We start from the raw sequence: 23,504 nt of genomic DNA, 5'->3' as shown, positions 1-23,504 counted from the left end.
CAAACAAGCGGCATGAGCACCAGTCCAGCCGATTCCGGGCGCGTTCACGATGCGCCGTCCAACAATTGGGTCTACCGCGTCCTGCCAAGACCGCTCTGGCCCTATGCGCAACTCGCGCGCTGGGACAGGCCGATCGGCTGGCAATTGCTGCTGTTACCCTGCTTCTGGTCGGCGGGGCTCGCTGCCAATGCGGCGGCATCGCTCGGCACGTTCTCGGCCGGCCGCTTCGTCCTGCACCTCATCCTCTTCTTCATCGGCGCGGTCGCCATGCGCGGTGCGGGCTGCACCTACAATGACATCATAGACCATGACATCGACATGGAAGTGGCGCGCACCCGGTCGCGACCGCTGCCCTCCGGCCGCGTGACGCGGCTTCAGGCCAAGGTCTTCATGGTGCTGCAGGCGCTGGTGGGACTGCTCGTGCTGTTGCAGTTCAACGGCTTTTCGATCTTTCTCGGTGTCTTCTCCTTGGTCTTCGTCGCGGTCTACCCGTTCGCCAAGCGCTTTACCGATTGGCCGCAATTCTTCCTCGGGCTGGCCTTTTCCTGGGGGGCGCTGATGGGGTGGTCGGCCGAGTTCGGCAGCATCGGCATCGCGGCGGTCGTGCTTTATCTGGCGGCGATCGCCTGGACGGTCGGTTACGACACGATCTATGCCTATCAGGACAAGGAGGACGATGAACTGATCGGTGTCCGCTCGACGGCCCGACGTTTCGGGGATAGGCCGCGTCCGTGGTTGTTCGGTCTCTACGGGCTGACGGTTTTCCTGCTGTTCATCGCGTTTGCCTTCGCGGGCGCCGGCTTCCTCGCCTATGTCGGCCTTCTGGTCGCGGCCGTTCTGCTGTTCTACCAGATCCTGGTGCTCGATATTCACGACCCCACGCAGTGCCTCGCGCTGTTCAAGTTCAACGGCATTGTCGGCCTGATCGTCTTCATCGGGCTTTGCGCGGCCCTTGTTGTCCGGCTGATATAAAAAACCCTCCGGCGGGGCCGGAGGGCAAGGGTCCACCGCAGCAAACCATCATATTCAAGCCCAGCTCAAATCCGTGTCGCGGCTCTTCTTCGTTTTGGCGAAGCGGACGGAAATCGCGGCAATCGCCGCGCGGATGAATGTGCGCATGGCTGTCTCCTTCTCGTTGCCCAACTGTGCTGGCCGCATATGGCATCAAGAAGGCTTTGCCGGTGTTTCCGGAATATCCTCCGTAACCGACTGAAAACAAAAAAACAAAAAACCGGCCGCAGGGGACGACCGGTCTTTTGCACTGGAGGAGGTGTCGAGGATTGTGTCGAAAATCAGTTGCGGGCGATGATTTCCCGGCCATCGATTTTCATGGTCACGCCGAGGCTGCCGGTGGAGCGGCGCATCAGGAAACGCGGGCGGCGATCGTTGAAGAGAGAGTGGCGGCGACGTGGCTTGATCTCGCGGGTGCGGACTTCGCCGAGATGATCTTCCAGCGGTCGGGCAACGCCGTCGGCTTCGACCATCAGCATCGGAATGCGGTAGGCTTCCGACCAGCTGCGCCAGTCGGCGGCGATATCGGCGAGATCATGGGCGACCAGCAGCGGAATGCACAGGTCCGGATCGTCATGATGAAGTTCGAGCGTCACGGTCACTTCTCCGTCTCCGTGGTCGATGGCACGGGCCGCGACACCCTTGAAGGCGCGGGCGGGCAGGGCGATCGACAGGGGCAATCCGCTGGACGGCAGAACCTTGCGCATGACGGCGCCGCGCTCGTCCAGACTGATGGTGACATTGCTCGGCTGTCCGTGCAAGCTGTAGCTTGCCTGCTGGGGGAAGCGTTTCGGATCCAGTCGCAGCGTGGTTTCGACCCAAGCCGGTTGAGAAAGTGTCTTCAGCATTTCAATCGCCCTTGTTTTCCTTGAGAGCCGGTTCCCGGTCTTCTCTTCGGGACTTTTCGTCCTCTGTGACCTCAAGATAGGCGGCTCCCGTTTGAGACGACTTAAAAATCGCAGTTAAAAAACTTTGCATTTCCTGATGGTTAGCAAAGGCCAACGCGGCAGGGTTTCTCAAATGTGAAAAAAATCTATGGCATTTCGCACATGTCGGGGCGGCTTGCGGGAAAAGCCACGCGCAAGGCAGACCGTCCATCTTGGCCGAGGTTATGACCGCAGGGTGCGGAATTGCGTCCGTTCGGATGGCGTTCCGTCAACAGTTTCAGGCGATCGGCAGAGCGGCAATGGTTTCCACCTATATCGACTATAATCTCATTACCCGCGACATGAAGACGAGCCTGCAGCGCACCTCCGAACAGGTGCTGGTTGCCCGCGAAAGCCAGTATTACAAGGACAATATCGGCAAGGTTACGTCGATCGACGACTTCCTCGGCGACTACCGGCTTTACGCTTACGCCATGAAAGCCCACGGCCTGGAAGACATGACCTATGCCACGGCTTTCATGCGCAAGGTGCTGGAAAGCGACCTCAGCGACGACAGCAGCTACGCCAACATGCTGACGGACGAACGCTATCGCAATTTCGCGATGGCCTTCAGTTTCTCGCAATCGACGGAAGTGGTCCAAAGCGACGCACAGGAAGACGCGCTGATCGGACTCTACAACCAGACCATCACCAACCAGGACGATGCGGTCAAATCGGACTCGGTCTATTTTAACGCAGTGATGGACACCGTCACCAATGTCGACCAGCTCTGGCAGAACGAGAAGCTTAAGAATTACGTCCTGACCGCCTTCGGCTTCGATCCGAAATATATGGACTATGCTCACTTCAAGGGCGTGGTCACCAGCGACGTCAGCGACTCCGGCAGCTATGTGAACGTCAAGGCGGCAGCGTATCTCCAGGGTCTGCAGGACAAGATCACCTCCGTCCAGAATAACGCCACGCCGGCGGAGCTTGCCGACAGCACCAGCGCCGCCCGCAAGCTGATCGCGCAGTATCAGGTGCAGATCAACAATGCGCCGGACTACACGCCGCTTGCCGCCGCCTTCAATTTCCAGGATGACGGCACGCTGGCCAGCGGCGACAAGGCGATGTCGGATGCGCAGAAAGCATCGACCAACGAAGCCTATGTCTTCCAGCAGCCGCGCCTGTCCTCTTCGGCCGCGCAGTTGAACAAGCTTTATTACGATTCGACGATTACGACGGTGGACAATGTCAGCGATATCACCGGTAACAGCCGGATGTTCGCCTATCTGCGCATCGCCTATGGCCTGCCATCGGGTTTCCTGACGTCGACATTCGAAAACATCGTCACCAGCGATCTGAGCGACCCCACCAGCTACGCCAATACGCAGGGCGGGGAATACAACGCCGTCTATAGGCAATTGGCGGCGGCGTTCAATTTCCAGACAGACGGAACGGTGACCGCGGGCAACGCGCAGACGGCGGCCCAGACGACCCAAACCGATGCCCTGTGGATAGCCCGCTATGACGATGCCGACGAGGCGGCCGACGAGGCGCTGATCACGTCCTACAAAACGTTGATCAGCCTGGTCTCCGATGTCGACGGTCTCCTGTCCGACACCAAGATCATGAAGCTGGCGCTGACGGCCGTGGGCCTGGAAAACGAAGGCGATTCTGCGCGCAAGCTGAGAAAGGTTCTGACGAGCGATCTCACCGATCCCAAGAGCTATGTCTATACGCTGAAGGACGAGCGTTACGTCGAACTCGTCAAGGCCTTCAATTTCAAGACCGATGGAACGCTGGGCACGCCGATGCTGGCCCAGTCGGAATCGGAAATCCTCAACACCGCCAAGTCCTATGTCATCGAGAAAAGCCGGTTCGGTACGGAAGACGACAAGACCAAGGCGACGGAAGAGTCGAAATATTACAGCGCCGAGATCGAGAAGATCAAAACGCTCGACGGTCTACTCTCCAACCAACGCCTGGTCGATTTCATCGTCGTTGCCGCAGGTCTCGATCCGGAAGAGGTGACGACGGACTATCTGCGCCAGATGTTCGAATCCGATTTCACCGATCCCAAGAGCTTCATCAACACCGAGCCGAACACGGACGTCTACAAGCAGATCGTCTCCGCCTACAATTTCGACAGCGAGGGCAATCTCGCCAGGCCGACGCAGGGTATCCAGACCCGGCGCGGCTTGCTGGAAACGGAAAACCTCTATCTCAATCAGACACTGGAAGAGGAAAAGGGCGAGGACAATGCCGGCGTGCGGCTGGCGCTTTATTTCCGCCGCATGGCAGAAGGCGTCAACACCGCCTACGATCTTCTCGCAGACAGCGCGCTGTTGCAGGTCATCCAGACGACCTTCAGCATCCCCGAGGAGATGTCGAGCGCCGATGTCGACATCCAGTACGCCTATATCAACAGGGTACTCGAGATCGAGGACCTGCACGATCCGGAAAAACTGGAAAAGCTGCTGCAGCGGTTTACCGCGCTCTATGACATTGAAAACAATGTCGATGTTTCCGGCGCGGAATTGATCCTGTCGAACAGCGGTCGCGGCGGCATCAGCGCCGATACGCTGATGAGTCTGTCGCAACTGCGCCTCGGCGGCTAATTGTTTATCACCCTTTAGCCTTCAGCACCTTGTCGGGATTCATGATCCCGGCGGGGTCGAAGGCGTGCTTGATCCGCTGCATCAGGTCGATCTCGATCGGTGCGCGCACTTCGGCGAGTTCGTCGCGCTTCAACTGGCCGATGCCATGCTCTGCCGAGATCGAACCGTTGTAGCGCAGCACGATACCGTGGACGATCGCATTCATCTCGCGCCAGCGGGCGATGAAAGCGTCCTTGTCGGCGCCGATGGGCTGCGAGATATTGTAGTGAATATTGCCGTCGCCCATATGCCCGAAGGAGCAGATGCGGGCGCCGGGAATGGCTGCCATCACCGCCGCGTCAGCCTCCGCCATGAAGGCGGGAATGCTGGATACCGGCACGGAGACGTCATGCTTGATCGACCCGCCTTCCGGCTTCTGCGCCGGCGACATGCTTTCGCGCATGTGCCAGAGGCTCTTGCGCTGCGCCTCGTTGGTCGCGATCACCGCGTTTTCGACCAGCCCGCTGGCGATTTCCGCTTCCAGCAGCGCCTGCATCATTCGTTCCGCGCTTTCGGCCGAATCGGAAGTGGAAATGTCGATGAGCGCGTACCAGGCATGCGTCGTTTCCATCGGATCGCGGACGCCGGGAATGTGCTTCGCGGTGAACTCGACGCCAAGGCGCGGCATGAGTTCGAAACCGGTCAGTGCCGGGCCGCAGAGGCTTGACGCTTTGTCGAACAAAGCCAGTGCATCGGCGACGCTCCTCAATCCTGCAAAGGCGACCTGATGGCCGAGCGGCTGCGGAAACAGTTTCAACACGGCGCCGGTGATGACCCCGAGCGTGCCCTCGGCACCAATGAACAGGTCGCGCAGGTCGTAACCGGTATTGTCCTTCTTCAACCGCCGCAGCCCGTCCCACACTTCACCGGTCGGCAGCACGACTTCGAGACCGAGGCACAGTTGCCGCATATTGCCATAGGCCAGCACCGCGGTGCCGCCGGCATTGGTGGAGAGATTGCCGCCGATCCGACAGGAGCCCTCCGAGCCGAGCGAGAGCGGAAACAGCCGGTTATGGGCCTCGGCCGCCGTCTGGATATCAGCGAGGATACAGCCGGCATCGGCGACGATGACATTGCCGACGGGATCGATGTCGCGGATGCGGTTCAGCCGTTCCAGCGACAGCACCACGTCGTTTTCGCCCGTACGGGGAATCCCTCCGGCCACATGCCCGGTATTGCCGCCCTGCGGCACGATCGAAGTTCCGGTCACGGTCGCGAGCTTCATGATGGCGGAGACTTCCTCGACGCTGCCGGGTCTCAGCACGAGCGGGCTCGTTCCCTTGTAGAGGCCTCGCGTTTCCACGAGATAGGGTGCGATGTCGCCCGGGCTTGTCAGGGCGTTGGCCGGGCCGACGATTTCAGCGAAGCTTTCGATGAGTTCGGGAGAGATCATAGATGAGCGTTCCATTGGTGAGGCGGTGGGGCTTGCCGCTTGTCCCTTCTCCCCGCGCGCGGGGAGACCATCGCATATGGGAAAGACCCCTCCCCAACCCCTCCCCACAAGGGGGAGGGGCTTAACCTGCCGCTCTGTCCATCATCTGAAACGAGGGTCGGCGGCTGGGTCTCTCCCCCCTTGTGGGGGAGATGGCCGACAGGCCAGAGGGGGTCTTTGCCGCAGGCGGGGAGAGGGGACGATAGAGTGTGTAGCGCGTTCACGGGGCTTCCCCATCCCTTGGCGCGGCGGCCCGTTCGAGCCGGTCGAGGATGGCTTCGCCCAGGCCTTCGTTCGGGATTGCCCCAAAGGCGATGGTCCCGGCGCTCGAGGCGTCGGCCTGTTTCATATAGGCAAAGAGATTGGCGGCGGCTTCGCGCAGGTCACTTGCCGGGCTCAGATCAAGCACCAGCGCGGCCTTGTCCTCGCCCGGCAGCGGCTTGCCGCCGAACCGGATCAGCGCCTCGCCCGGCTGGACGTCGGTGGCATCGAGCCGCACGGCCGCACCCGGCGCATAGTGCGACGCCAGCATGCCGGGAGCCTCGATCGCGGCGCCCGCGGTTTCGGCGCGCAAGACGGTCCTGCCGGTCAGCCTCTCGATATCGGCGACATCGAGGCCGCCCGGCCGCAGCAGGCGGATCTCGTCGCCCTCCACCTTCACGATCGTCGATTCCAGCCCGATATCGGCCGGTCCGTCATCGAGGATCAGAGCGAGCTTGTCGCCGAGGTCTGCTTCGACATGGGCGGCGCTGGTCGGGCTGATCTTGCCGGACGTATTGGCGCTGGGTGCTGCCAGCGGTCGGCCGAAACGGGCAATGACGGCGCGCGAAAAGCCGTCGGGCATGCGCACGCCCAGCGTATCGAGCCCGGCGGAGGCGAGCGAATGCACGGCGCTTTCGCCCTTGAGCGGCAGGATCAGCGTCAGCGGACCGGGCCAGAAGGCCTCCGCGAGCCGGCGTGAGATCGGATCGAAGGTGACGTGCCGTTCGGCCATGGCGAAATCGGCGACGTGGCAGATCAGCGGATTGAAGCGAGGGCGGCCCTTCATTTCATAGATGCGGCCGATGGCATCGGGATTGGTCGCGTCAGCTGCCAGCCCATAGACCGTTTCCGTGGGGATCGCGACCGGCAGGCCAGCCTCGAGCGTTTCGCAGGCCAGCGCCAGGGCGCGGTCCGGTTCGGTGCGTGTATCGATGATCAGGGCCATGCGCTTTCCAAGGGTCGGCGCGGACCTGCAAGTCTCGCCGGCCCGGCGCGCTGACGTCTCCTTTACAGCTCTTGGCGCGGCCTTGCCAAGGGCATTCGCGGCTTCGTCCGCCAATGGACGGCCATTGCCTAAAATCCGAGGGTTCCGGTTAGAACAACGGAAAGTGCCCCGTGTTAACCCATGTAAACCCCGCGTGAACCCGGAGCGAGAATGGCCCAGAAGAAATCCATGCCGAATGACCTTGCGCTGCGTATCGCAACGGCCATGCACCAGATGGGCATAGACGCGGTTCCCCGGAATTACGAACTTGTCTACGAAGCCTATGCCGGTGCCAATCCGGAGCTGGTGCGGGACTTCATCGCGCTGGGGAAATACAAATCCCAGGCTGCGCTGGACGAGCTTGGCCGCAAATATCTTCCGCATCATCACGAAGCCAGCGTCCTTGCCCGCTCGACCACCATGGTGCGGGACGAGATGAGCAATTTCATGACCCTGCTGACGCGGGAAAAGACCTCGCTCAGCGATTACGGCCGCATCATCGGCGAGGCCTCGAAAGCCCTTGGCGACACGGACGAGGCCGGCCAGTCGGTGCTGAAAAATTCCATCCGCGCCCTGCAGCAGGCGACCGAACGCCAGGTTTCGCAGAATGCGGAGCTGGAACAGAGCGTCATCACGCAATCGACCGTCATCGCCGGCATCCAGAAGGAGCTTGCGGATTTCGAGGCGACGAAATTCACCGATGCGGCAACAGGCCTCGGTAACCGCCGCTCTTTCAACAAGGCGCTCGCGCGCGTCTATAGCGAACTGGAGCGGCCGCTTGCCTGCGGCATCGCCATTGCCGAGCTCGACCCCGGTCCGCGCCTGTCCGGCCAGCAGATCGCGGCGCTGCCCGAACACCTGGCCCGCCATATCGGCGGCGTGATCCAGCAGGCATTTCCGTCCAGCGGACTGGCCGTGCGTCTCGACGGCGTTCGTTTCGGCTTCCTGCTCAACACAAGCGATCAGGGTGAGATCGTCCGGCTGCTCTCGCTGCTGCGCGCCAGCCTTCGCGGCACCGAGTTCAAACATCCGAAAACCGGCCGAAGTCTTGGCAACGGCACGCTCTCCGTCGGAGTCTGCACGGCTGATAGTGCCGGCAACGCCTTCGCCCTTGTCAATCTCGCTGAAAAGGCAATGGCCCGGGCGCAGGCGAAGGGCGGTGACCACACGGCCGTTCACGGTGTCGAGGACGAGGCGCCGGTCGGCAGGGATTGGCTGATCTACAAGAAATAGGCGCGGCTAGAGCATCGTTCCCTTAATACGCCCCATTCTGCTGGAAGGAATTTTGGCCAGAACCAAGGCGGCTGGCGAAAAGCGCAGCAGAAGCCGCGGTTGAGACGGCCACCGCCGGTCGTGGCCAAAATTCATCCAGCCCTTCGGGTTGGCTGAAAACGGCCGCCCACTGCGGCGGATGGCTGGACCGATGGATGTCGCATCGCTCTGCGCCATCCTTCTTGTGGATCGGCCGTTTTGAGCCAACAGAATGAATCGTATTAAGGGAACGATGCTCTAGAGGCTGCTGATGATGCGCCGCAGTTGTTCGTTGCGTGCGCCGAGCATCAAGACGTTCTTCAGCGCTTCCTTCGGATCGCGGGTGCGGAACAGAAGGCCATTCTGGTGGATGGCCCGGTTGATGCTGAGCTTGCCCGCCTCGGCGTCCATCTCTGTCGCCACGGCGAAGTACATCCGCGAATAGCCCATCTTGATCTTGTCGAAGAAGCGCTCGTCGTCGCCGATGTCGGAAAAGAAGTTGGCGATATAGAAGGACCAGCGCACATCGTCGAACTTGGCGAATTTCGTGCGTGCCGCCGTGACATGGCAATAGCCGAGATGCGGGCTGCCTGCGAGCGTGCGGTGAAACAGCATCTTCGGAAACTGGATGGACTGGTGGAAGCCGTTGATCCGCTCGTGCGTCACGGTTCCCGCCGTTTCGAGCTTCTTGCCGGTGCGGGCGGCTACCTCATCATGGGTCAGGTACCGCCTTTTGGTCGCGTCCCAATTGTCCTTGTGCCGGTTGATGCGTCCTGTGCGCAGAAACTCGGTATAGATCGCGGCCTTCGGCGATTGAACCGGTTTCTTGACGGCGGCAGCGTCGAAATATTTCAGGTTTGACATGGGCCAGCACCAGAATCACAGCGGCTTGCTGAGCAGGCCGGGGCGAAAACTCTCCATCGGGAAAATTACAGCGTCGAGGTTAACGTAATCTTTCCGGACGTTAACCGCCCATCATGGTGCGGCGCTTGCGTTGCGACACGATTTCACGCGTCGAGAAATGTCGTAAAGAGACGGTCGCTCCGTGACCGGTTCGGTCCGCTGGCTGAAAACGCGGCGTCTGCTGAAATTCTAGATAATTCTGTTGTTTTTGCTTATAAAATATACGGTTCCGCACGTTTTTACGGCAGCATGAACATTGTCGTCATTCTGGAATTGGATGTCGCTAATCGACGCCTGCCCGGCTTTAAGATAGGGCTAGATAAAGACACTCAAGGTGTCGCCTCGATGGGAAGGCGGAGAATTGGGAAGCCGGTCAAAATCCGGCGCTGCCCCCGCAACGGTGGTGGAGCGAAACCTCGGCAAAAGGCCACTGGAGAAATCCGGGAAGGCGCCGGGATAGTCCGAAAGGACGGCTCCAGAGCCCGGAAACCAGCCTTGTGAAGACATTGATGTTTTGGTTGCGGCGGGCAGCCGGAAGATGAACCACGAAACCACGCGCTTTCCCGGCGCGGGTGGTTCCTTCCTGTGCGCGGCAACTCGTGAAACGTGGCGAGCACAAGGAACAGATCATGGATCTCCGCAGCGAAGTTCTCCGCAAATTGAAGACCCGGCGCGCCGGGCATAGCCTGGAACAGGCATTCTACACCGATCCGGGCCTCTTCAAGCTCGATATGGAAGAGATCTGGTACAAGGACTGGCTGTTTATCGGCCATGATTGCGAAATCCCGAAGGCCGGCAATTATTTCACCGTCCAGGTCGGCGAATATCCGGTCGTCATCGTCCGCGATCGCACCGGCACCGTCCGGGCGCTGCACAATTCCTGCCGCCATCGCGGCTCGCGGGTGTGCGCCGGGAGTAAGGGATCGTCCGCCAAGCTTGTCTGTCCCTATCACCAGTGGACCTACGAACTCGACGGCAAATTGCTCTTTGCCCGCCAGATGGGCGAGGATTTCGACAAGAACCAGCATGGTCTGAAGCCGATCCATTGCGAAACCATCGGCGGCTACATCTTCATCTGCCTGGCCGACGCCGCGATGGACTTCCAGCCGGTTCGCGACATGGTTTCCTCCTATGTCACGCCGCACAATCTGAAGGACACCAAGGTCGCCTTCGAAAGCACGATCATCGAGAAGGGCAACTGGAAGCTCGTCTGGGAAAACAACCGCGAATGCTATCATTGCGCCGCCAACCATCCGGAGCTTTGCCGCACCTATCCGGAAGCCCCGACGGCCACTGGCGTGCAGGGCGCCAAGGATGATCCGGTCATCGCCGAGCATTGGGCAAAGTGCGAGGCATCCGGCCTGCCGAGCGAATTCAAGATGGACAGGAGCGGACAGTTCCGCGTCGCCCGCATGCCGCTGATCCAGGAAGCCGAAAGCTACACGATGTCGGGAAAACGCGCCGTCAAGCGCCAGCTGTCCGACGATGTCAGCCAGAGCAATATCGGTACGCTCCTGTTGTTCCATTATCCCTCGACCTGGAACCATGTTCTGGGGGACCACGCCATCACCTTCCGCGTCCTGCCGCTCGGGCCGGAACTGACCCAGGTCACGACAAAGTGGCTGGTGCACAAGGATGCGGTCGAAGGCGTCGACTACAATCTCGAGGAACTGACGCATGTCTGGACCGAGACCAACGACCAGGATCGCCAGATCGTCGAGGAAAACGCTTTTGGTATCCGTTCGCCCGCCTATCAGCCCGGACCCTATTCGCCGGAACATGAGGGCGGCGTGATGCAGTTCGTCGAATGGTACACCAATTTCTTGGCTGACCGCCTGCACGGAGCCTCCACCCCTCTGGTTCGGGTTGCCTGACATGACGATAGCTTCATCTTTCCGGCACTTCGACGAACTGCAACCCTTCAACGACCGGCAACAGCTCCTGGAATGCATTTCCGTCACCCATGAGGCGCCGGATGTGATGACCTTCGGCTTCAAGGCCGACAGGGATAGCTGGTTTCGATATCTGCCGGGCCAGTTCGTCACGCTCGAACTGCCGGTCACGCCGGACGATCCGGTCATGCGCACCTACACGCTGTCCTCGACGCCCTCGCGTCCGTTCTCGATTGCCGTCACCGTCAAGGCACAGGCGGCGAGCATCGGCACGCGCTGGATGTTCGATCACCTGAAGCCGGGCATGAAGCTGAAGGCCTTCGGGCCGCTCGGTGATTTCTCCTTCGTGCGCCACCCGGGTGAGAAATACCTGTTCATCTCGGCCGGTTCCGGCATCACGCCGATGATGTCGATGACCCGCTGGATGGCCGATTGCGCGCCGCAGACGGACGTTACGTTCCTCTCCTGCGCCCGTCAGCCGGACGACCTCCTGTTTCGCGAGGAGCTTGAAAACATCGCACGCAACATGCCGAAGATGAACCTCGGCTTCATCGTCGAGACCCATGCGCCACGCCACGGCTGGCACGGCCTGCGCGGTCGGATCGAAACCTCGAAACTGGCGCTGCTTGCCCCCGATTTCCGCGAACGCACGGTTTTCTGTTGCGGGCCGGAGCCGTTCATGAAGGGCGTGAAGGCGATGCTGGAAAGCGTCGGCTTCGACATGGCCCGCTATCATGAGGAGAGCTTCCAGCCGGCAGCCGCACCGGCGGCGGAGGAACTGGCGATCCGCGATGGAGCGGGGCAAGACGGCGCCACCGTTGCGACCATTACCTTCACCATGGCCGGCAAGGAAGCGAAGTGTCAGCCCGGCCAGACCATTCTGCAGACCGCGCGCGCGGCCGGCGTGCGCATCGGCGCCGCCTGCGAAGGCGGCCTCTGCGGCACCTGCCGCGTCATGAAGGTCTCTGGCGAGGTCGAGATGAACCACAATGGCGGCATCCTCGACGACGAGATCGACGAAGGCTACATCCTGGCCTGCTGCTCGCGGCCGATTGGGGACGTGCAGATCGAAGCGTGAAGCGACCAGCCTGAAGCAGGAGCCGCTGTCCCGCACAGGATGGCGGCTTGCGATCCTGTTCGTTTGACCCCTGTCGCGATATCGCTTACCTTGTATTACAAATGGAGGTGAAAACGATGTCCGGACGTGAATTGTCTGATCCCATCACCCTGAGGCTGCCCCTGGATATTTTGTCCCGGATCGAGGAAATCGCTGAGGTCTGCGATCGCAGCCGAAGCTGGGTCATCGTGCGTGCGCTCAAATCCTATCTCGCGGCGGAAGGGGAGGAGATCCTCGATATCGCCAAGGCGCGCAAGACCATGGATGAGGGAGAGGAACACGATCTTGACGACGTCATCGCCGAAGTCGAAGCGATCGTCAAAGGGGCTGCCGCTTGAAAGTGACGCTGTCTCCGGCCGCGCGAGATTACGTCAGGACGGAGGCCGCCTATCTTCGCTCGCGCAGTCCGCAAGCGGCCCAGCATTTTGCGGACAGTCTGAAGCGGTTGAAGGACATGCTCGCGCGGTTTCCGTCGGCCGGGCATATCAGCGGTGAATTGCCGATGCCGGGCGTGTTGCGCATGGTGATGGGCGCTTATCTGGTGGACTACGAAATTCGTGGAAACGCCATCCGCATCTTTGCCGTCCGCCATGGCCGGGAACGTCCTCCCGGCATGCCGCTCGACGAGGATTTCGATCTGGAAGGTCCTTGAGAAGGCACAGTTTCGGCTTGTGCCCCATCCCCTCAAAAAATAAAATCCCCGGCGTCCAACGCCGCGAGCTTGACGTTCTTCAGCAGGATGCTGTCGCCGTTCAGGCCGTCAATCAGGACGTCGCTGCCGACCTGCCGCATGTGGTTCTTCGTCAGGTCCTTGTAATCGGTGATGCTGGCAAGGCCGGTGAGATCCAGCAGGTCATGAGCCGAGCCGGTTGCGGCGAAATCGGTGATGGTGTCCTTGCCGTCCCTGGTCGCGAAGACGAACTGGTCGGCGCCGCTGCCGCCGGTGAGGATATCGGCGCCGCCATGGCCCCAGATCGTATCATTGCCGGCCTTGCCGTCGATCGTGTTGGCGCCGCTATTGCCATGCAGCAGGTTGGCTTGCGCATTGCCGGTGGCCTTGATGCTGGCCGCGCCGTTCAGCGTCAGGTTCTCGATATTGGCCGCAAGCGTGAAGGAGACGCTCGATTTGACGAGGTCGGTGCCGCCGCCGGCCGATTCCGACAGCTTGATCGCCGCGTCGCTGACCACGTAGACATCATTACCGGCGCCGCCTGAAACGGTGCCGTTGACCTTGCCGCCGGTGCCGTCGAAATAATCGTTGCCGCCGCCAAGCCGGATCGTGCCGTTGATGGTGCCGCTGTTGAAGACGGAATCGACGGCATTGCTGCCGAGGAAGGCGGTGCCGGCCGACTTGATCAGGCCGCTGTTGTGCAGGCTCGATTTCGAGGCGCCGGAAAAATCCACCGTTGCCAGTGTCGAGAGCGTGCCGGTGATCGTGCCGTAATTGGTCACGGTTTCGCCGGTTCCCGCCACTTTCACGCCGCCGCCAGCGGTGATCGTCTTGTTGTTGGTGACGATGGCGTCATCCGCCGAGACCGAGATCGCATAGGCCGAGGACTTGATAAGGCCATTGTTGGTCACCTTGCCGTCGTCGCCCAGGAGCACGATCGCATCCTTGACAGCCTTGATCGTACCGCTGTTGGTGACGATTGCGGCTGCCCCCTTCGCCTGGATGGCGATCCCTTTGGTAGAGGTGACCGCGCCGTCATTGGTGATCTTGACGGACGTGCCCGAGGAGACGATGGCGTTGCCATGGCCGATCGCCGTGCCGTGATTGGTCAGCGTCGCGCTCGCGCCGGACGAGGAAATCGCGGCGGCCTTGTCGGAGCGCAGTTCACCATTGTTGGTAAGAACAACGGATGCGCCCGAAAGTTGGACGGCATTGGTCGCCGCATGGGTCGTGCCGTGATTGGTGATGACGGAACCGGCGCCGGATGCGGCTATGCCGATGGAGGCGGAGGATTCGATCAGCCCGGAATTGACGAGATGGGTCGCCTTGCCGCCGGCGGTGATCGCGGTCAGCTTCGCCCCGATCGTGCCCTGATTGGTCAGTTCGAGGCTGCCGCTGTTGATCTTGAGGCCGTATTCCTTGCCCGACACCCGGCCGGTGTTGCTGACGACGAATTCGCTCTTGCTGTCGGTAACCGCGGTCGTGCCGAACTGGAAGGCATAGCTGGAGCCTGAGATCACCGTGCCGTTGATGTAGAAATCGCGCGCGGTCGCAGCGCTCGTCGCGACGATGGCGGTCGCGGTCGTGCTGAGCGTTACGCCCTTGTTGATCACGAAGATGCTGTCCGCCTGAAGCACGGATACGGGTTTCGTGCGGTTGCTGCTGATTTCAATCTTTGTCGTCATCTGCTCATCATGTGCAGTGGTCTTCGGGACATGCCTTTAGATCATCCTGCAATACTGCGGCGTAAAATCTGTCCCTTTGGCCGCGTCATTAGCCGGCCATGGTAAAGATATGCTTGCGATGATGGCGAAAGACAAGCGCCAGGCGTGCAGGACAGCTCCCCAGAAATAGGGAGGCTGTCCTGCCGGAGCCTGCTATTCGAAGATGAAGTCGGCCGTCGTCAGCTTCGCGACCGTGATGTTGTCGACGGTGATCGTGCCCATGGCATATTTGATCACGACGTCGTCACCGGACTGGGTGAGCTTCAGGTCCGCCTTGTTGTCCACCCCCGTGGCGGCGTTGAACAGGATCTTGTCTTCGCCATCCTTGAAGGCGAAGATCTGGTCGGAGCCGAGCGAGCCGCCGATGCCGCGGAAAACGAAGACATCGTCGCTGCCGTTGAGGCCATAGAGCTTGTCATTGCCGCCTTCGCCGGCCATCCAGTCGTCGCCGCCATTGCCCTTGATTGTGTCATTGCCGGTAAAGCCGACCAGGAAATTGGATTTCGAATTGCCGGTGATCTTGTCGTTGTACTGGCCGCCTTCAACCCATTCGATGTTCTTCAACGTGTCGGTGTCTCCGAAGCCATCGATGGCGATCCCCTTGGAAAGATCGACGGTTACCCCGTCAACACCCCCGTGCCTGGCGTCGCGCTTGTAGGAAACCTGGTCCTGGCTGCCGCCGCGGCCATCGATGTAGTCATTGCCGGCATAGCCCATGAACCGGTCGCCATTGGCATTGTCGGATCCGTAGAATTTGTCGTTCAGCGTCGTGCCGCGCGCCTGCTCGATGCTGATCAGCTTGTCCTTGTAGCCCCAGGGATCCGTCGCGGTTCCTGCCCGCAGATCGACGATAACGGCCTTATAGGGTTCCCAGCCCAGCCTGCTTCCGAAGGAGTAATCGACCTGGTCATTACCGGCGCCGCCATCGTAGGTATCGTTGCCCTTGTAATCGGTGATGAAATCGTCCTCGGCCCCCGCCTTGACGATATCGTTGCCCGCGCCGGGGTCGATGAGATCGCGTTGGGCCGAGCCGGTTATCGTGTCGTTGCCGGCGTGAATGATGCCGGTGGTTGCAAACAGATCGCTCATCTTGAACTGGAAGCCGCGCAAAGCCAATTCGCTGTAGGTTGCCATGATCTTGGAGGACGCATTGAGAAAGTCGATCGAGGCGATGGTGCCGCCATGGACAAGGCCTTCCTTGAAGGACAGCGCGGTGCCCTTCAGGACGATCTTGGAGACACCGCCCTCGGTGGGGGAGCCGTATTTGATCGTCAGGGTTTTCTTGTCGGAACTGACGCTCAGCGTGTGGCTTTCCGGCTCATCCCACAGGCTATAGTCATAAGGTGCGTATTTGCTGAAAGTAAGTTTGGCCATGGTGTTTCCCCGAAATATAAGAGTATTATAATTTTCAGATGTTACTAGATGAAGGAATATCGTCAATGTCAGGTCGCACTTACGCACGTAAATAAGTGTCCTTGGTAAATTAGCTGGCGGATTTATTCGTCACGGCGGGAGATTTGCGCGGGCGTCGGGGTGTTGCCGCCGCCGATCGACCCCGTCACGGTCATGTCCACGCCTAGGCTCGACGATACCTCGGCATTAGCGGTGGCGATCAGCATGGGCTTGTCCATTGGCTTTTCCGGCAGCAACTCGCCCGTGGCCCAGACCTTCTTCAATTCCGTGGCGTTCACTGCCGCGACATTGACGTCGATGTCGTCGAGCGTTCCGGCGACGCGGTAGGGGCAGCGGCGTTTGCCGCAATTGACGGCCGACGAGAATTGCCACAGTGCGTAGCTGTCCCAGTTTCCCATCGGAAAGACGTTGCGGATGCCCGGCTTGTAGCGGGCATACCAAAGGGGCAGGCGCGATAGGATCGGAAAGCGATCGCGATTGGCGGCGATATGGCGCGCTGTCGAATGGTTGGTGTAGAGCATCGGGTAGCGGCCCGTGCGCGCCTTGATATGGCCGGCGAAGATGCCCGCATCCTCCAGCGACATGTATTTTTCGGCATCTATGCCCTCGATGTCGAGCACCATCAATTCGTCGTCGCGCGGATCGGCGTAATCGAGGAAATGGTTGGCTTGATCGATCGGATTGCCGGGGCGGGCAAGATGATAGGCGCCCCACAGCAGGCCGCTGGCGCGGGCCACGAGCCGCCGCGTCTGGTAGAGTTCGCGGCTGACCGCATATTTGCGCCACATCGTCTTGCAGTGGGCGACGGTATCGCCGCCATGGTCGCCGGTACAGGCAAAGCTTTCCGGCAGGCCGTCCGAGCCCTTCGAGATAAAGGCCGCGATCCGCCGGTCCTTGAGCATTTTGTCCCAGTCGATGATGTTCAGTTCATAGGCATCGATCACCAATGCATGGTTGGTTGAGCGCCAAGGCATGAGATCGCGCGCATCTGCAGCACCCGAAAGCAGCGCGACGCCGAGGAGAACGGCGAGGCGGAAAACCTTGCGCAGACGTGGTTTGCGACACTTTTCCATGCAATGAGGGTGCGCAAACATGGTTAACGCATCGTTACCACGTCTCTCGCTAGGTCTGATGACGCCGTTCACGCCGTTTGTGATTGGAACAAAAAGACCATTTCTCCGTTTTCACCGCATGACGATCATGTCGGATAGAATGAAATGGAGGAACACCATGGGTGTTTTTGGATTAAAAGCGGCCACCTTGGCACTTTCGGCAGCGCTGCTGGCCACGTCTTTCACGCCCTCGGTGGCATTCACGCAGATTCCGGTGCCAATAAAGGCCGAACGTGCCGGTGACGTCGTGGACGTCCAGTACCGCCACCACCGCCGCAATGGCGATGACTGGCGCCGGGGCTATCACCGCCGCAGCGGTCATAGTTATTACAACGGCCATCGCGGTTATCGCGAACGTCGTCGCGGCTATCGCGAGTATAACGGCATGTGGTTCCCTCTGGCGGCTTTCGCGACCGGAGCCATCATCGCCGGTTCCGCGGCCCAGCCGACGGTCCGTTATGGCGGTAGCCATGTCGAGTGGTGCGCAAATCGCTATCGCAGCTACCGCGCCTATGACAACACGTATCAGCCGTATAGCGGCCCGCGTCGTCAGTGCAATTCCCCGTATTGATCCCTTCGGATCAAGAGTTCCAAGGGCCGGATTTTTTCCGGCCCGCAGACTGTTGGCAAACTCCAAAGCTCGTTGTTTGAGGACGTGACAACCCACCCCTCCGTCATTCTCGCCCTTGTGGCGGGAATCCAGCGACCCGACGTCCGTCGGGTCAAAAGACTGTTTCAGCTCAAAGACTTGAGCTGGCTGGATTCCTGTGACGAGCACAGGAATGAAGGAGGAAATGTAGCCGCAGAATGACCCAAGCGACCTTCAGCGGCGTCAGGAAATGATTTTGTCAGCAGTCCAAGGGCCGAATTTTCTCCGGCCCTTTTGCTGTTTACAGAATGCCGATCCGCTTCAGGATCATCCAGGCAAACCACATCGAAAGCACGATGAACAGTCCGGCGATCATGGTTCCATGCACGCCGTCGGCAAAAGGCAGGCTTGACGTGTTCATGCCGAAAAAACCGGTGACTAGCGTCGGCGGCAGCAGAAACGCCGTCATCAGCGACAGGATGTAAAGGTGTCGGTTGGTCTCGGAGGAGAGCTTGCTGTCGATTTCCTCGTGCAGCAGGCGGGCACGCTCCTGCAGCGCGAAGACGTCGCGGTCGACCGTTTCCAGCCGGTCCGACAGGCGTTCGGCGACATCGATGAATCCCGGTGGCACCTCGTCCTCCTCGGAGGTTCCTGCGCGACGCAACAGCGCCAGCAGCGTGCGCAGATGACGGTGCAGGCGCACGGCGGTTCGCCGTAGCGGCGCAAGCCGCGGTTGGCTGTTATGGCCCGCCTCGCCGTAGACATCGTCCTCGATGACGTTGAGTTCTTCCGTCAGTTCGAGCACCAGGCTGATCAGCGTGCGCTGGAATTCCACCACCATCATTTCGAACAGGTCGATCGGCCGGCCGCAGCGGGCACTCTTCTCGACGGCCGACTTCACCCGGTCGATGCTGCGCAGCGGATGCAGGCGCGTGGTGATGATGAGTTTGTCGGTGACGGCGAAATGCAGCCAGCCGATCGTCTTGGTCTCGGCGTCGAAGGTGCGTTCGAAATCGACCAGCGTGCCGTGGACCATGTCGTCGGATACAGTCACCGCCGCCTGCGTGTCGTGGCTTGTCAGCGTCGACAGTGCGCTTTGCGGCAAGTTGGCAATGCGTTCGATCAGGGCAGGGGTGCGCGCGTCGCTGAGCGCGAGATGCAGCCAGAGCCAGCCTTCGCCCTCGATCAGCGCGTCGATCGACGAATCGGCCGCAATGCGAACGCAGCGGTTTTCATCGGGCAGAAATCGATAGGCCCAGACGATGCCGGGGATTTCAGTGGAGATCAGGTTCATGCGGCAGGGTTCTGAGAGGAAGCCAAGCCTCGCTTTATTCAGGTTTCATGACAGTTTTGTTGCAGCGCCGGCGAATGGCATGACAGGAGCGTGCATTCAAATATTGACGTTTACGTAAAAATCAATAATTTCTCGGCAAACGAAAAGCCATCACTGGACGACCAAACCCGAAAGGTGTCTTGTGGTGGCGGGAGGAGACAAGATGTTCAAGGCACCGGTGGACGAAATTCTGTTCACGCTCAAGCATGTGGCGGGTCTCGGCGAGGATCTGGCCGAAGGCGTCTATGGCGATCTCGACGCGGACCTCGTCGATGCCATCGTCGGTGAGGCCGGCCGCTTTGCCACCGAGGAGATTGCGCCGCTGGCTGATATCGGCGACCGTCAGGGCTCGAAGCTGGTCGACGGCAAGGTTGTGACGCCCGACGGCTGGCGCGATCTCTACCGCAACTGGGCCGCCGGCGGCTGGAACAGCCTGACCGCGCCGGAGGAGTTTGGCGGCCAGGCGCTGCCGCACATGCTGCACATAGCCGCGATGGAGCTATGGAACGCTGGCTCGATGGCCTTCGCACTGACGCCGATGCTGACCATGGGGGCGGTGGACGCCCTTGAAAAACACGGCTCGGATACGCTGAAGGCGGTGTTCCTGGCCAGGATGATTTCCGGCGAATGGACGGGAACGATGAACCTGACGGAGCCGCATGCCGGCTCCGATCTCGGCGTCCTGAAGACGCGCGCCGAGCGCCGTGATGACGGCACCTACCGGATTTTCGGCCAGAAGATCTTCATCACCTTCGGCGAACACGATCTCACTGACAATATCGTCCATCTGGTTCTGGCCCGGATCTCGGGCGCGCCGGAAGGAACACGCGGCATCTCGCTCTTCCTGGTGCCGAAATTCCTCGTCAACGAGGACGGTTCGCTCGGCGCGCGCAACGATCTTTTCTGCCATTCGATCGAACACAAGCTCGGCATCCATGCCTCGCCGACCTGCACGATGGTCTATGGCGACGGCAAGTTTGGTGATGAAAAGGGGGCGATCGGCTATCTCGTCGGCGAGGAGAACAAGGGTCTCAACTGCATGTTCACGATGATGAACAATGCGCGTCTCGCCGTCGGAACGCAGGGGGTGGCGATGGCGGAGGCTGCCACCCAACATGCGCTCGCCTATGCCCGCGACCGCACGCAGGGCAAGGCGCCGGGCTGGAAGGGCACGGGCATGAGCCCGATCATCGAGCATCCCGATATCGCCCGCATGCTTCTGACCATGAAGGCGGTGACGCAGGGTGCCCGGGCGATCACCTTCGCCTGCGCCCGCGCCGTCGATCGCGCCCATGTCTCGGAGGGCGACAGCGCCCGCCACTGGCAGGAGCGCTCCAGCCTGCTGACGCCGATCGCCAAGTCCTTCGGTACCGATATCGGCGTCGATGTCGCGTCCATGGGCATTCAGATCCATGGCGGCATGGGCTTCATCGAGGAAACCGGGGCCGCGCGCTATCTCCGCGACGCGCGCATCGCGCCGATCTACGAAGGCACCAACGGCATCCAGGCGATCGATCTGGTGACCCGCAAGCTGCCTCTGTCCGACGGTGCCCATGTGCGTGGCTTCATCGATGAGCTGAAGGCGGTTGCAGGCGACGTCGCCGCCTCGAACCTCGCCGATTTCGGCGAAACCGCCGCGCGGCTCGACGATGCGCTTACCGACCTTTCGGAGGCGACCGAGTGGCTGCTGGCGCGTCTTGCAGACGGAAAGCCGGCAGAGGCGCTGGCTGGCGCGACGGCCTATCAGCGGCTGTTCGGGCTTACGCTCACCGGCGTCTATCTTGCCAGGGGCGGGTTGGCAGAAGCCGGAGACGCAGGACGCGATGCCCGGATCGCGCTCTGCCGCTTCGCCGCCGAAAACCTCCTGTCCGAGACGGCGTCGCTCAAGGACCGCATCGTCAACGGTGCGGCAAGCCTTGCCGCCGCCCGCATCGCTCTTGCCTGAACCGGCCTAAGGAGAATCTCATGACCGACGACGTTCTGATCGAGCGGCCGCAAGCCCATCCCGGCGTTCAGGTGATCCGCTTCAACCGCCCGGCCAAGAAGAATGCCATCACCCGGGCCATGTATACCAAGATGGCCAATGCACTGACCGCCGCGGCGACCGACGACACCGTCCGCGTCACGGCCTTCCTCGGCACGGAGGGCTGCTTTTCCGCCGGCAACGACATGGCCGATTTCATGGCATTCGCCATGGGCGGCACGATGGGGCAGGAGGTCATCGATTTCCTGCGGGCGCTGGCGGCGGCGGCAAAGCCCGTCATTTCCGGCGTCGATGGCCTGGCGATCGGCATCGGCACCACCATCCACCTGCACTGCGATCTGACGATCGCCTCTTCCCGCTCCGTCTTCAAGACACCCTTCGTCGACTTGGCCCTGGTGCCGGAAGCGGCCTCCAGCCTGATCGTGCCGCGCCTCGCCGGCCATCAGCGTGCCTTTGCGCTCCTGGCCGCCGGGGAACCTCTCACCGCCGAGGAGGCGCGGGATGCAGGCCTGATCTGGAAGATCGCCGATGCCGCTGCCATCGAACAGGACGTATTGGCGCTTGCCGCCAGCCTCGCGAAAAAGCCGCCGGAAGCCCTGCGGATCGCCCGCAACCTCATTCGCGGCGACCGCTCGGACGTCTTGGCGCGCATCGACGAGGAGGCCGGCCATTTCGCTGCGCAATTGAAGAGCGCCGAGGCGCGGGCGGCGTTCGAAGCGTTCATGCGTAGGTAAGGCGCTGGCGCGTAGCCAAGTTTCTATGCCGCAACACCCCCCTCTGTCGGCTACGCCGACATCTCCCCCGCAGGGGGGGAGATGAGCCGCAGACTCTGTGCCTTCCTCACGCGAACGAAGTAAGGGAAAAGAATGATCTCCCCCCTTGAGGGGGAGATGTCACGAAGTGACAGAGGGGGGTGAACTGCGTACTCCCAAGTAGCCGCCACGTACTTATTTCCCTGACCCACTGAAACACCCTTTCAACCTTGCCGCCCGCCCAACGCGTCCCATATTGAACCCTATGCGTGGAGGACTGCCGGTCTTTGGGAGGAGGCCGGGAAAATGAAGGGGTTCTCATGCGGTCTCGATTCAAATTCTCCTTTTCCGACATGCTCAAGCGGCAGAGGCGCTGGGAGAGGACCTTGACGAAAGTCGCCAAGGTGACGCGCAAGGCGGTGGCTGCGGCATCCGCGGTATCGCCCGCGCCCGTGGCGGCGAGAGCGAAAACAGCGAGCAGGACGAAAACGGCCAGCCGGTTGGAGGAAGTTGTAAATTTCGGCTCCAATCCCGGCCGCCTGCGCATGCTGCGCTATGTGCCGCCGGACCTGCCGAAGAAGGCGCCGCTGGTCGTGGTGTTGCATGGCTGCCAGCAGACCGCCGAGGGTTACGATCGCGGCAGCGGTTGGTCGACGCTGGCGCGCGAGCGTGGCTTTGCCGTCGTCTATGCCGAGCAGACCCGGTCCAACAATGCCAGCCTCTGCTTCAACTGGTTCCGCCCTAGCAATGTCACGCGCGATCGCGGCGAGGTCATGTCGATCCGCCAGATGGTCGCCAGGATGGTCGCGGCTCATGGCATCGACCGCAAGCGCGTCTTCATCACCGGACTGTCGGCCGGCGGTGCCATGACGGCGGCGATGCTGGCGACCTATCCGGATGTCTTTTGTGGCGGCGGCATCATTGCTGGATTGCCCTATGGCGCGGCGCGGGATGCGCATCGGGCGCTTGCGGCCATGAAGAGCGCTCCGGACCATTCCGCGAAAGACTGGGGAGACCTCGTCCGTCGCGCATCGCCGGTCAGCCGCGACTTTCCGACCGTCTCCATCTGGCACGGAACGCGCGACCACACCGTCTCGCTCACCAATGCCGACGCCCTGCTGCAGCAATGGCTGGATGTGCACGGGCTGGACAGTGCCGGCTTCACGCAGAGTGAGGTCGATGGACATATCCGCAGAGTCTGGAAGGATACGTCCGGGAAGGCGCTGGTGGAGTTCTACCTGATCGAGGGCATGGGACATGGCACACCGCTGAAACCGAGACCGGCATCGAGACCCCGTGCGGACACGCCCGGTCCGTTCATGCTCGACGCCGGCATTTCCTCCTCGATGCATCTGGCAACCGCCTGGGGCCTGAAGAAGCCGCGACTGCTTTCGGCGTTGAAGAAGGCTGCGGAATAGCCGGAAAGCGCTAAAATACCGCTTTTTTCAAGCTATTCCATTTTAACGCTGCCTTAAGTACGTCTCTATATCGTTTGCCCATTCGCGGGCCGGTTCATCGGCCGATCCTGCAGGGCCGCATGAAGCGCGCC

Annotated in this window: 19 protein-coding genes and 1 riboswitch; of the genes, 11 read left to right on the top strand and 8 right to left on the bottom strand. The window is 61.1% G+C overall.

The window, feature by feature from the left end; all coding sequences use genetic code 11:
- The first annotated feature begins 12 nt into the window (after positions 1-12).
- A complete protein-coding gene (gene ubiA / locus ACST81_RS18905; protein WP_438749832.1) occupies positions 13-972 on the top strand; it encodes a 4-hydroxybenzoate octaprenyltransferase in 960 nt (319 codons plus the stop codon).
- Positions 973-1,292: 320 nt separating this feature from the next.
- On the opposite strand, the gene ACST81_RS18900 is transcribed toward ubiA, so the two are convergent.
- Positions 1,293-1,859 (bottom strand): DUF6101 family protein, encoded by a 567-nt coding sequence (locus ACST81_RS18900; protein WP_438749831.1) that lies wholly within the window; start codon positions 1,857-1,859, stop codon positions 1,293-1,295.
- 296 nt (positions 1,860-2,155) lie between these two features.
- Between ACST81_RS18900 and ACST81_RS18895 the strand changes: the two genes are divergently transcribed.
- A complete protein-coding gene (locus tag ACST81_RS18895) occupies positions 2,156-4,498 on the top strand; it encodes a DUF1217 domain-containing protein (protein WP_438749829.1) in 2,343 nt (780 codons plus the stop codon).
- Positions 4,499-4,505: 7 nt separating this feature from the next.
- Here ACST81_RS18895 and ACST81_RS18890 read toward each other — a convergent pair whose 3' ends face one another.
- Positions 4,506-5,930, bottom strand: a complete 1,425-nt coding sequence (locus ACST81_RS18890) for an FAD-binding oxidoreductase (protein ID WP_438749827.1) — start codon at positions 5,928-5,930, stop codon at positions 4,506-4,508.
- A 259-nt stretch (positions 5,931-6,189) separates the two neighbouring features.
- Entirely contained in the window at positions 6,190-7,176 is a 987-nt protein-coding gene (locus tag ACST81_RS18885) for an L-threonylcarbamoyladenylate synthase (protein WP_438749826.1), read from the bottom strand.
- A gap of 210 nt (positions 7,177-7,386) precedes the next feature.
- Here ACST81_RS18885 and ACST81_RS18880 point away from each other — a divergent pair, with 210 nt between their 5' ends.
- Positions 7,387-8,448, top strand: coding sequence for a GGDEF domain-containing protein (locus tag ACST81_RS18880; protein WP_438749825.1), 1,062 nt, complete (start codon positions 7,387-7,389; stop codon positions 8,446-8,448).
- Positions 8,449-8,724: 276 nt separating this feature from the next.
- Here ACST81_RS18880 and ACST81_RS18875 read toward each other — a convergent pair whose 3' ends face one another.
- Positions 8,725-9,330, bottom strand: coding sequence for a DUF6656 family protein (locus ACST81_RS18875; protein ID WP_438749823.1), 606 nt, complete (start codon positions 9,328-9,330; stop codon positions 8,725-8,727).
- A gap of 354 nt (positions 9,331-9,684) precedes the next feature.
- Positions 9,685-9,881: riboswitch (cobalamin riboswitch) on the top strand.
- A 117-nt stretch (positions 9,882-9,998) separates the two neighbouring features.
- On the opposite strand from ACST81_RS18875, the gene ACST81_RS18870 reads away from it, so the two are divergent.
- The 4 genes from ACST81_RS18870 (at position 9,999) to ACST81_RS18855 (ending at position 13,030) form a co-directional block, all read left to right on the top strand.
- Positions 9,999-11,243, top strand: a complete 1,245-nt coding sequence (locus ACST81_RS18870; protein ID WP_438749822.1) for an aromatic ring-hydroxylating oxygenase subunit alpha — start codon at positions 9,999-10,001, stop codon at positions 11,241-11,243.
- 1 nt (position 11,244) lies between these two features.
- Positions 11,245-12,339: a 2Fe-2S iron-sulfur cluster-binding protein gene (locus tag ACST81_RS18865; RefSeq protein ID WP_438749821.1), complete on the top strand. Its 1,095-nt coding sequence runs from the start codon at positions 11,245-11,247 to the stop codon at positions 12,337-12,339.
- 116 nt (positions 12,340-12,455) lie between these two features.
- Entirely contained in the window at positions 12,456-12,716 is a 261-nt protein-coding gene (locus tag ACST81_RS18860; protein ID WP_438749820.1) for a CopG family ribbon-helix-helix protein, read from the top strand.
- A complete protein-coding gene (locus ACST81_RS18855; RefSeq protein ID WP_438749818.1) occupies positions 12,713-13,030 on the top strand; it encodes a type II toxin-antitoxin system RelE/ParE family toxin in 318 nt (105 codons plus the stop codon). The genes ACST81_RS18860 and ACST81_RS18855 overlap by 4 nt, the downstream gene beginning before the upstream one ends.
- A 32-nt stretch (positions 13,031-13,062) precedes the next feature.
- Here ACST81_RS18855 and ACST81_RS18850 read toward each other — a convergent pair whose 3' ends face one another.
- The 3 genes from ACST81_RS18850 to ACST81_RS18840 form a co-directional block, all read right to left on the bottom strand.
- Positions 13,063-14,733, bottom strand: coding sequence for a hypothetical protein (locus tag ACST81_RS18850; protein ID WP_438749816.1), 1,671 nt, complete (start codon positions 14,731-14,733; stop codon positions 13,063-13,065).
- A 192-nt stretch (positions 14,734-14,925) separates the two neighbouring features.
- Positions 14,926-16,146 (bottom strand): hypothetical protein, encoded by a 1,221-nt coding sequence (locus tag ACST81_RS18845; RefSeq protein WP_438749815.1) that lies wholly within the window; start codon positions 16,144-16,146, stop codon positions 14,926-14,928.
- A 122-nt stretch (positions 16,147-16,268) separates the two neighbouring features.
- Positions 16,269-17,258: a glycoside hydrolase family 25 protein gene (locus ACST81_RS18840; RefSeq protein ID WP_438749813.1), complete on the bottom strand. Its 990-nt coding sequence runs from the start codon at positions 17,256-17,258 to the stop codon at positions 16,269-16,271.
- Between the two features lie 157 nt (positions 17,259-17,415).
- Here ACST81_RS18840 and ACST81_RS18835 point away from each other — a divergent pair, with 157 nt between their 5' ends.
- A complete protein-coding gene (locus ACST81_RS18835) occupies positions 17,416-17,868 on the top strand; it encodes a BA14K family protein (RefSeq protein ID WP_438753675.1) in 453 nt (150 codons plus the stop codon).
- A 319-nt stretch (positions 17,869-18,187) separates the two neighbouring features.
- Here ACST81_RS18835 and ACST81_RS18830 read toward each other — a convergent pair whose 3' ends face one another.
- Positions 18,188-19,180 (bottom strand): transporter, encoded by a 993-nt coding sequence (locus tag ACST81_RS18830; RefSeq protein ID WP_438749811.1) that lies wholly within the window; start codon positions 19,178-19,180, stop codon positions 18,188-18,190.
- A 202-nt stretch (positions 19,181-19,382) separates the two neighbouring features.
- On the opposite strand from ACST81_RS18830, the gene ACST81_RS18825 reads away from it, so the two are divergent.
- The 3 genes from ACST81_RS18825 (at position 19,383) to ACST81_RS18815 (ending at position 23,373) form a co-directional block, all read left to right on the top strand.
- A complete protein-coding gene (locus ACST81_RS18825; RefSeq protein ID WP_438749809.1) occupies positions 19,383-21,164 on the top strand; it encodes an acyl-CoA dehydrogenase in 1,782 nt (593 codons plus the stop codon).
- A 20-nt stretch (positions 21,165-21,184) separates the two neighbouring features.
- The gene (locus tag ACST81_RS18820; RefSeq protein ID WP_438749807.1) at positions 21,185-21,937 is read left to right on the top strand and encodes a crotonase/enoyl-CoA hydratase family protein; all 753 of its coding nucleotides are present in this window, start codon (positions 21,185-21,187) and stop codon (positions 21,935-21,937) included.
- Between the two features lie 404 nt (positions 21,938-22,341).
- Positions 22,342-23,373, top strand: a complete 1,032-nt coding sequence (locus tag ACST81_RS18815) for an extracellular catalytic domain type 1 short-chain-length polyhydroxyalkanoate depolymerase (protein ID WP_438749805.1) — start codon at positions 22,342-22,344, stop codon at positions 23,371-23,373.
- The last annotated feature ends 131 nt before the right edge of the window (positions 23,374-23,504 follow it).

It is taken from the genome of Pararhizobium sp. O133, assembly GCF_051669845.1.
Lineage (GTDB): Bacteria > Pseudomonadota > Alphaproteobacteria > Rhizobiales > Rhizobiaceae > Pararhizobium.
Note: the sequence above shows the minus strand (reverse complement) of the source record. Positions and strands in the feature narration are given on the sequence as shown.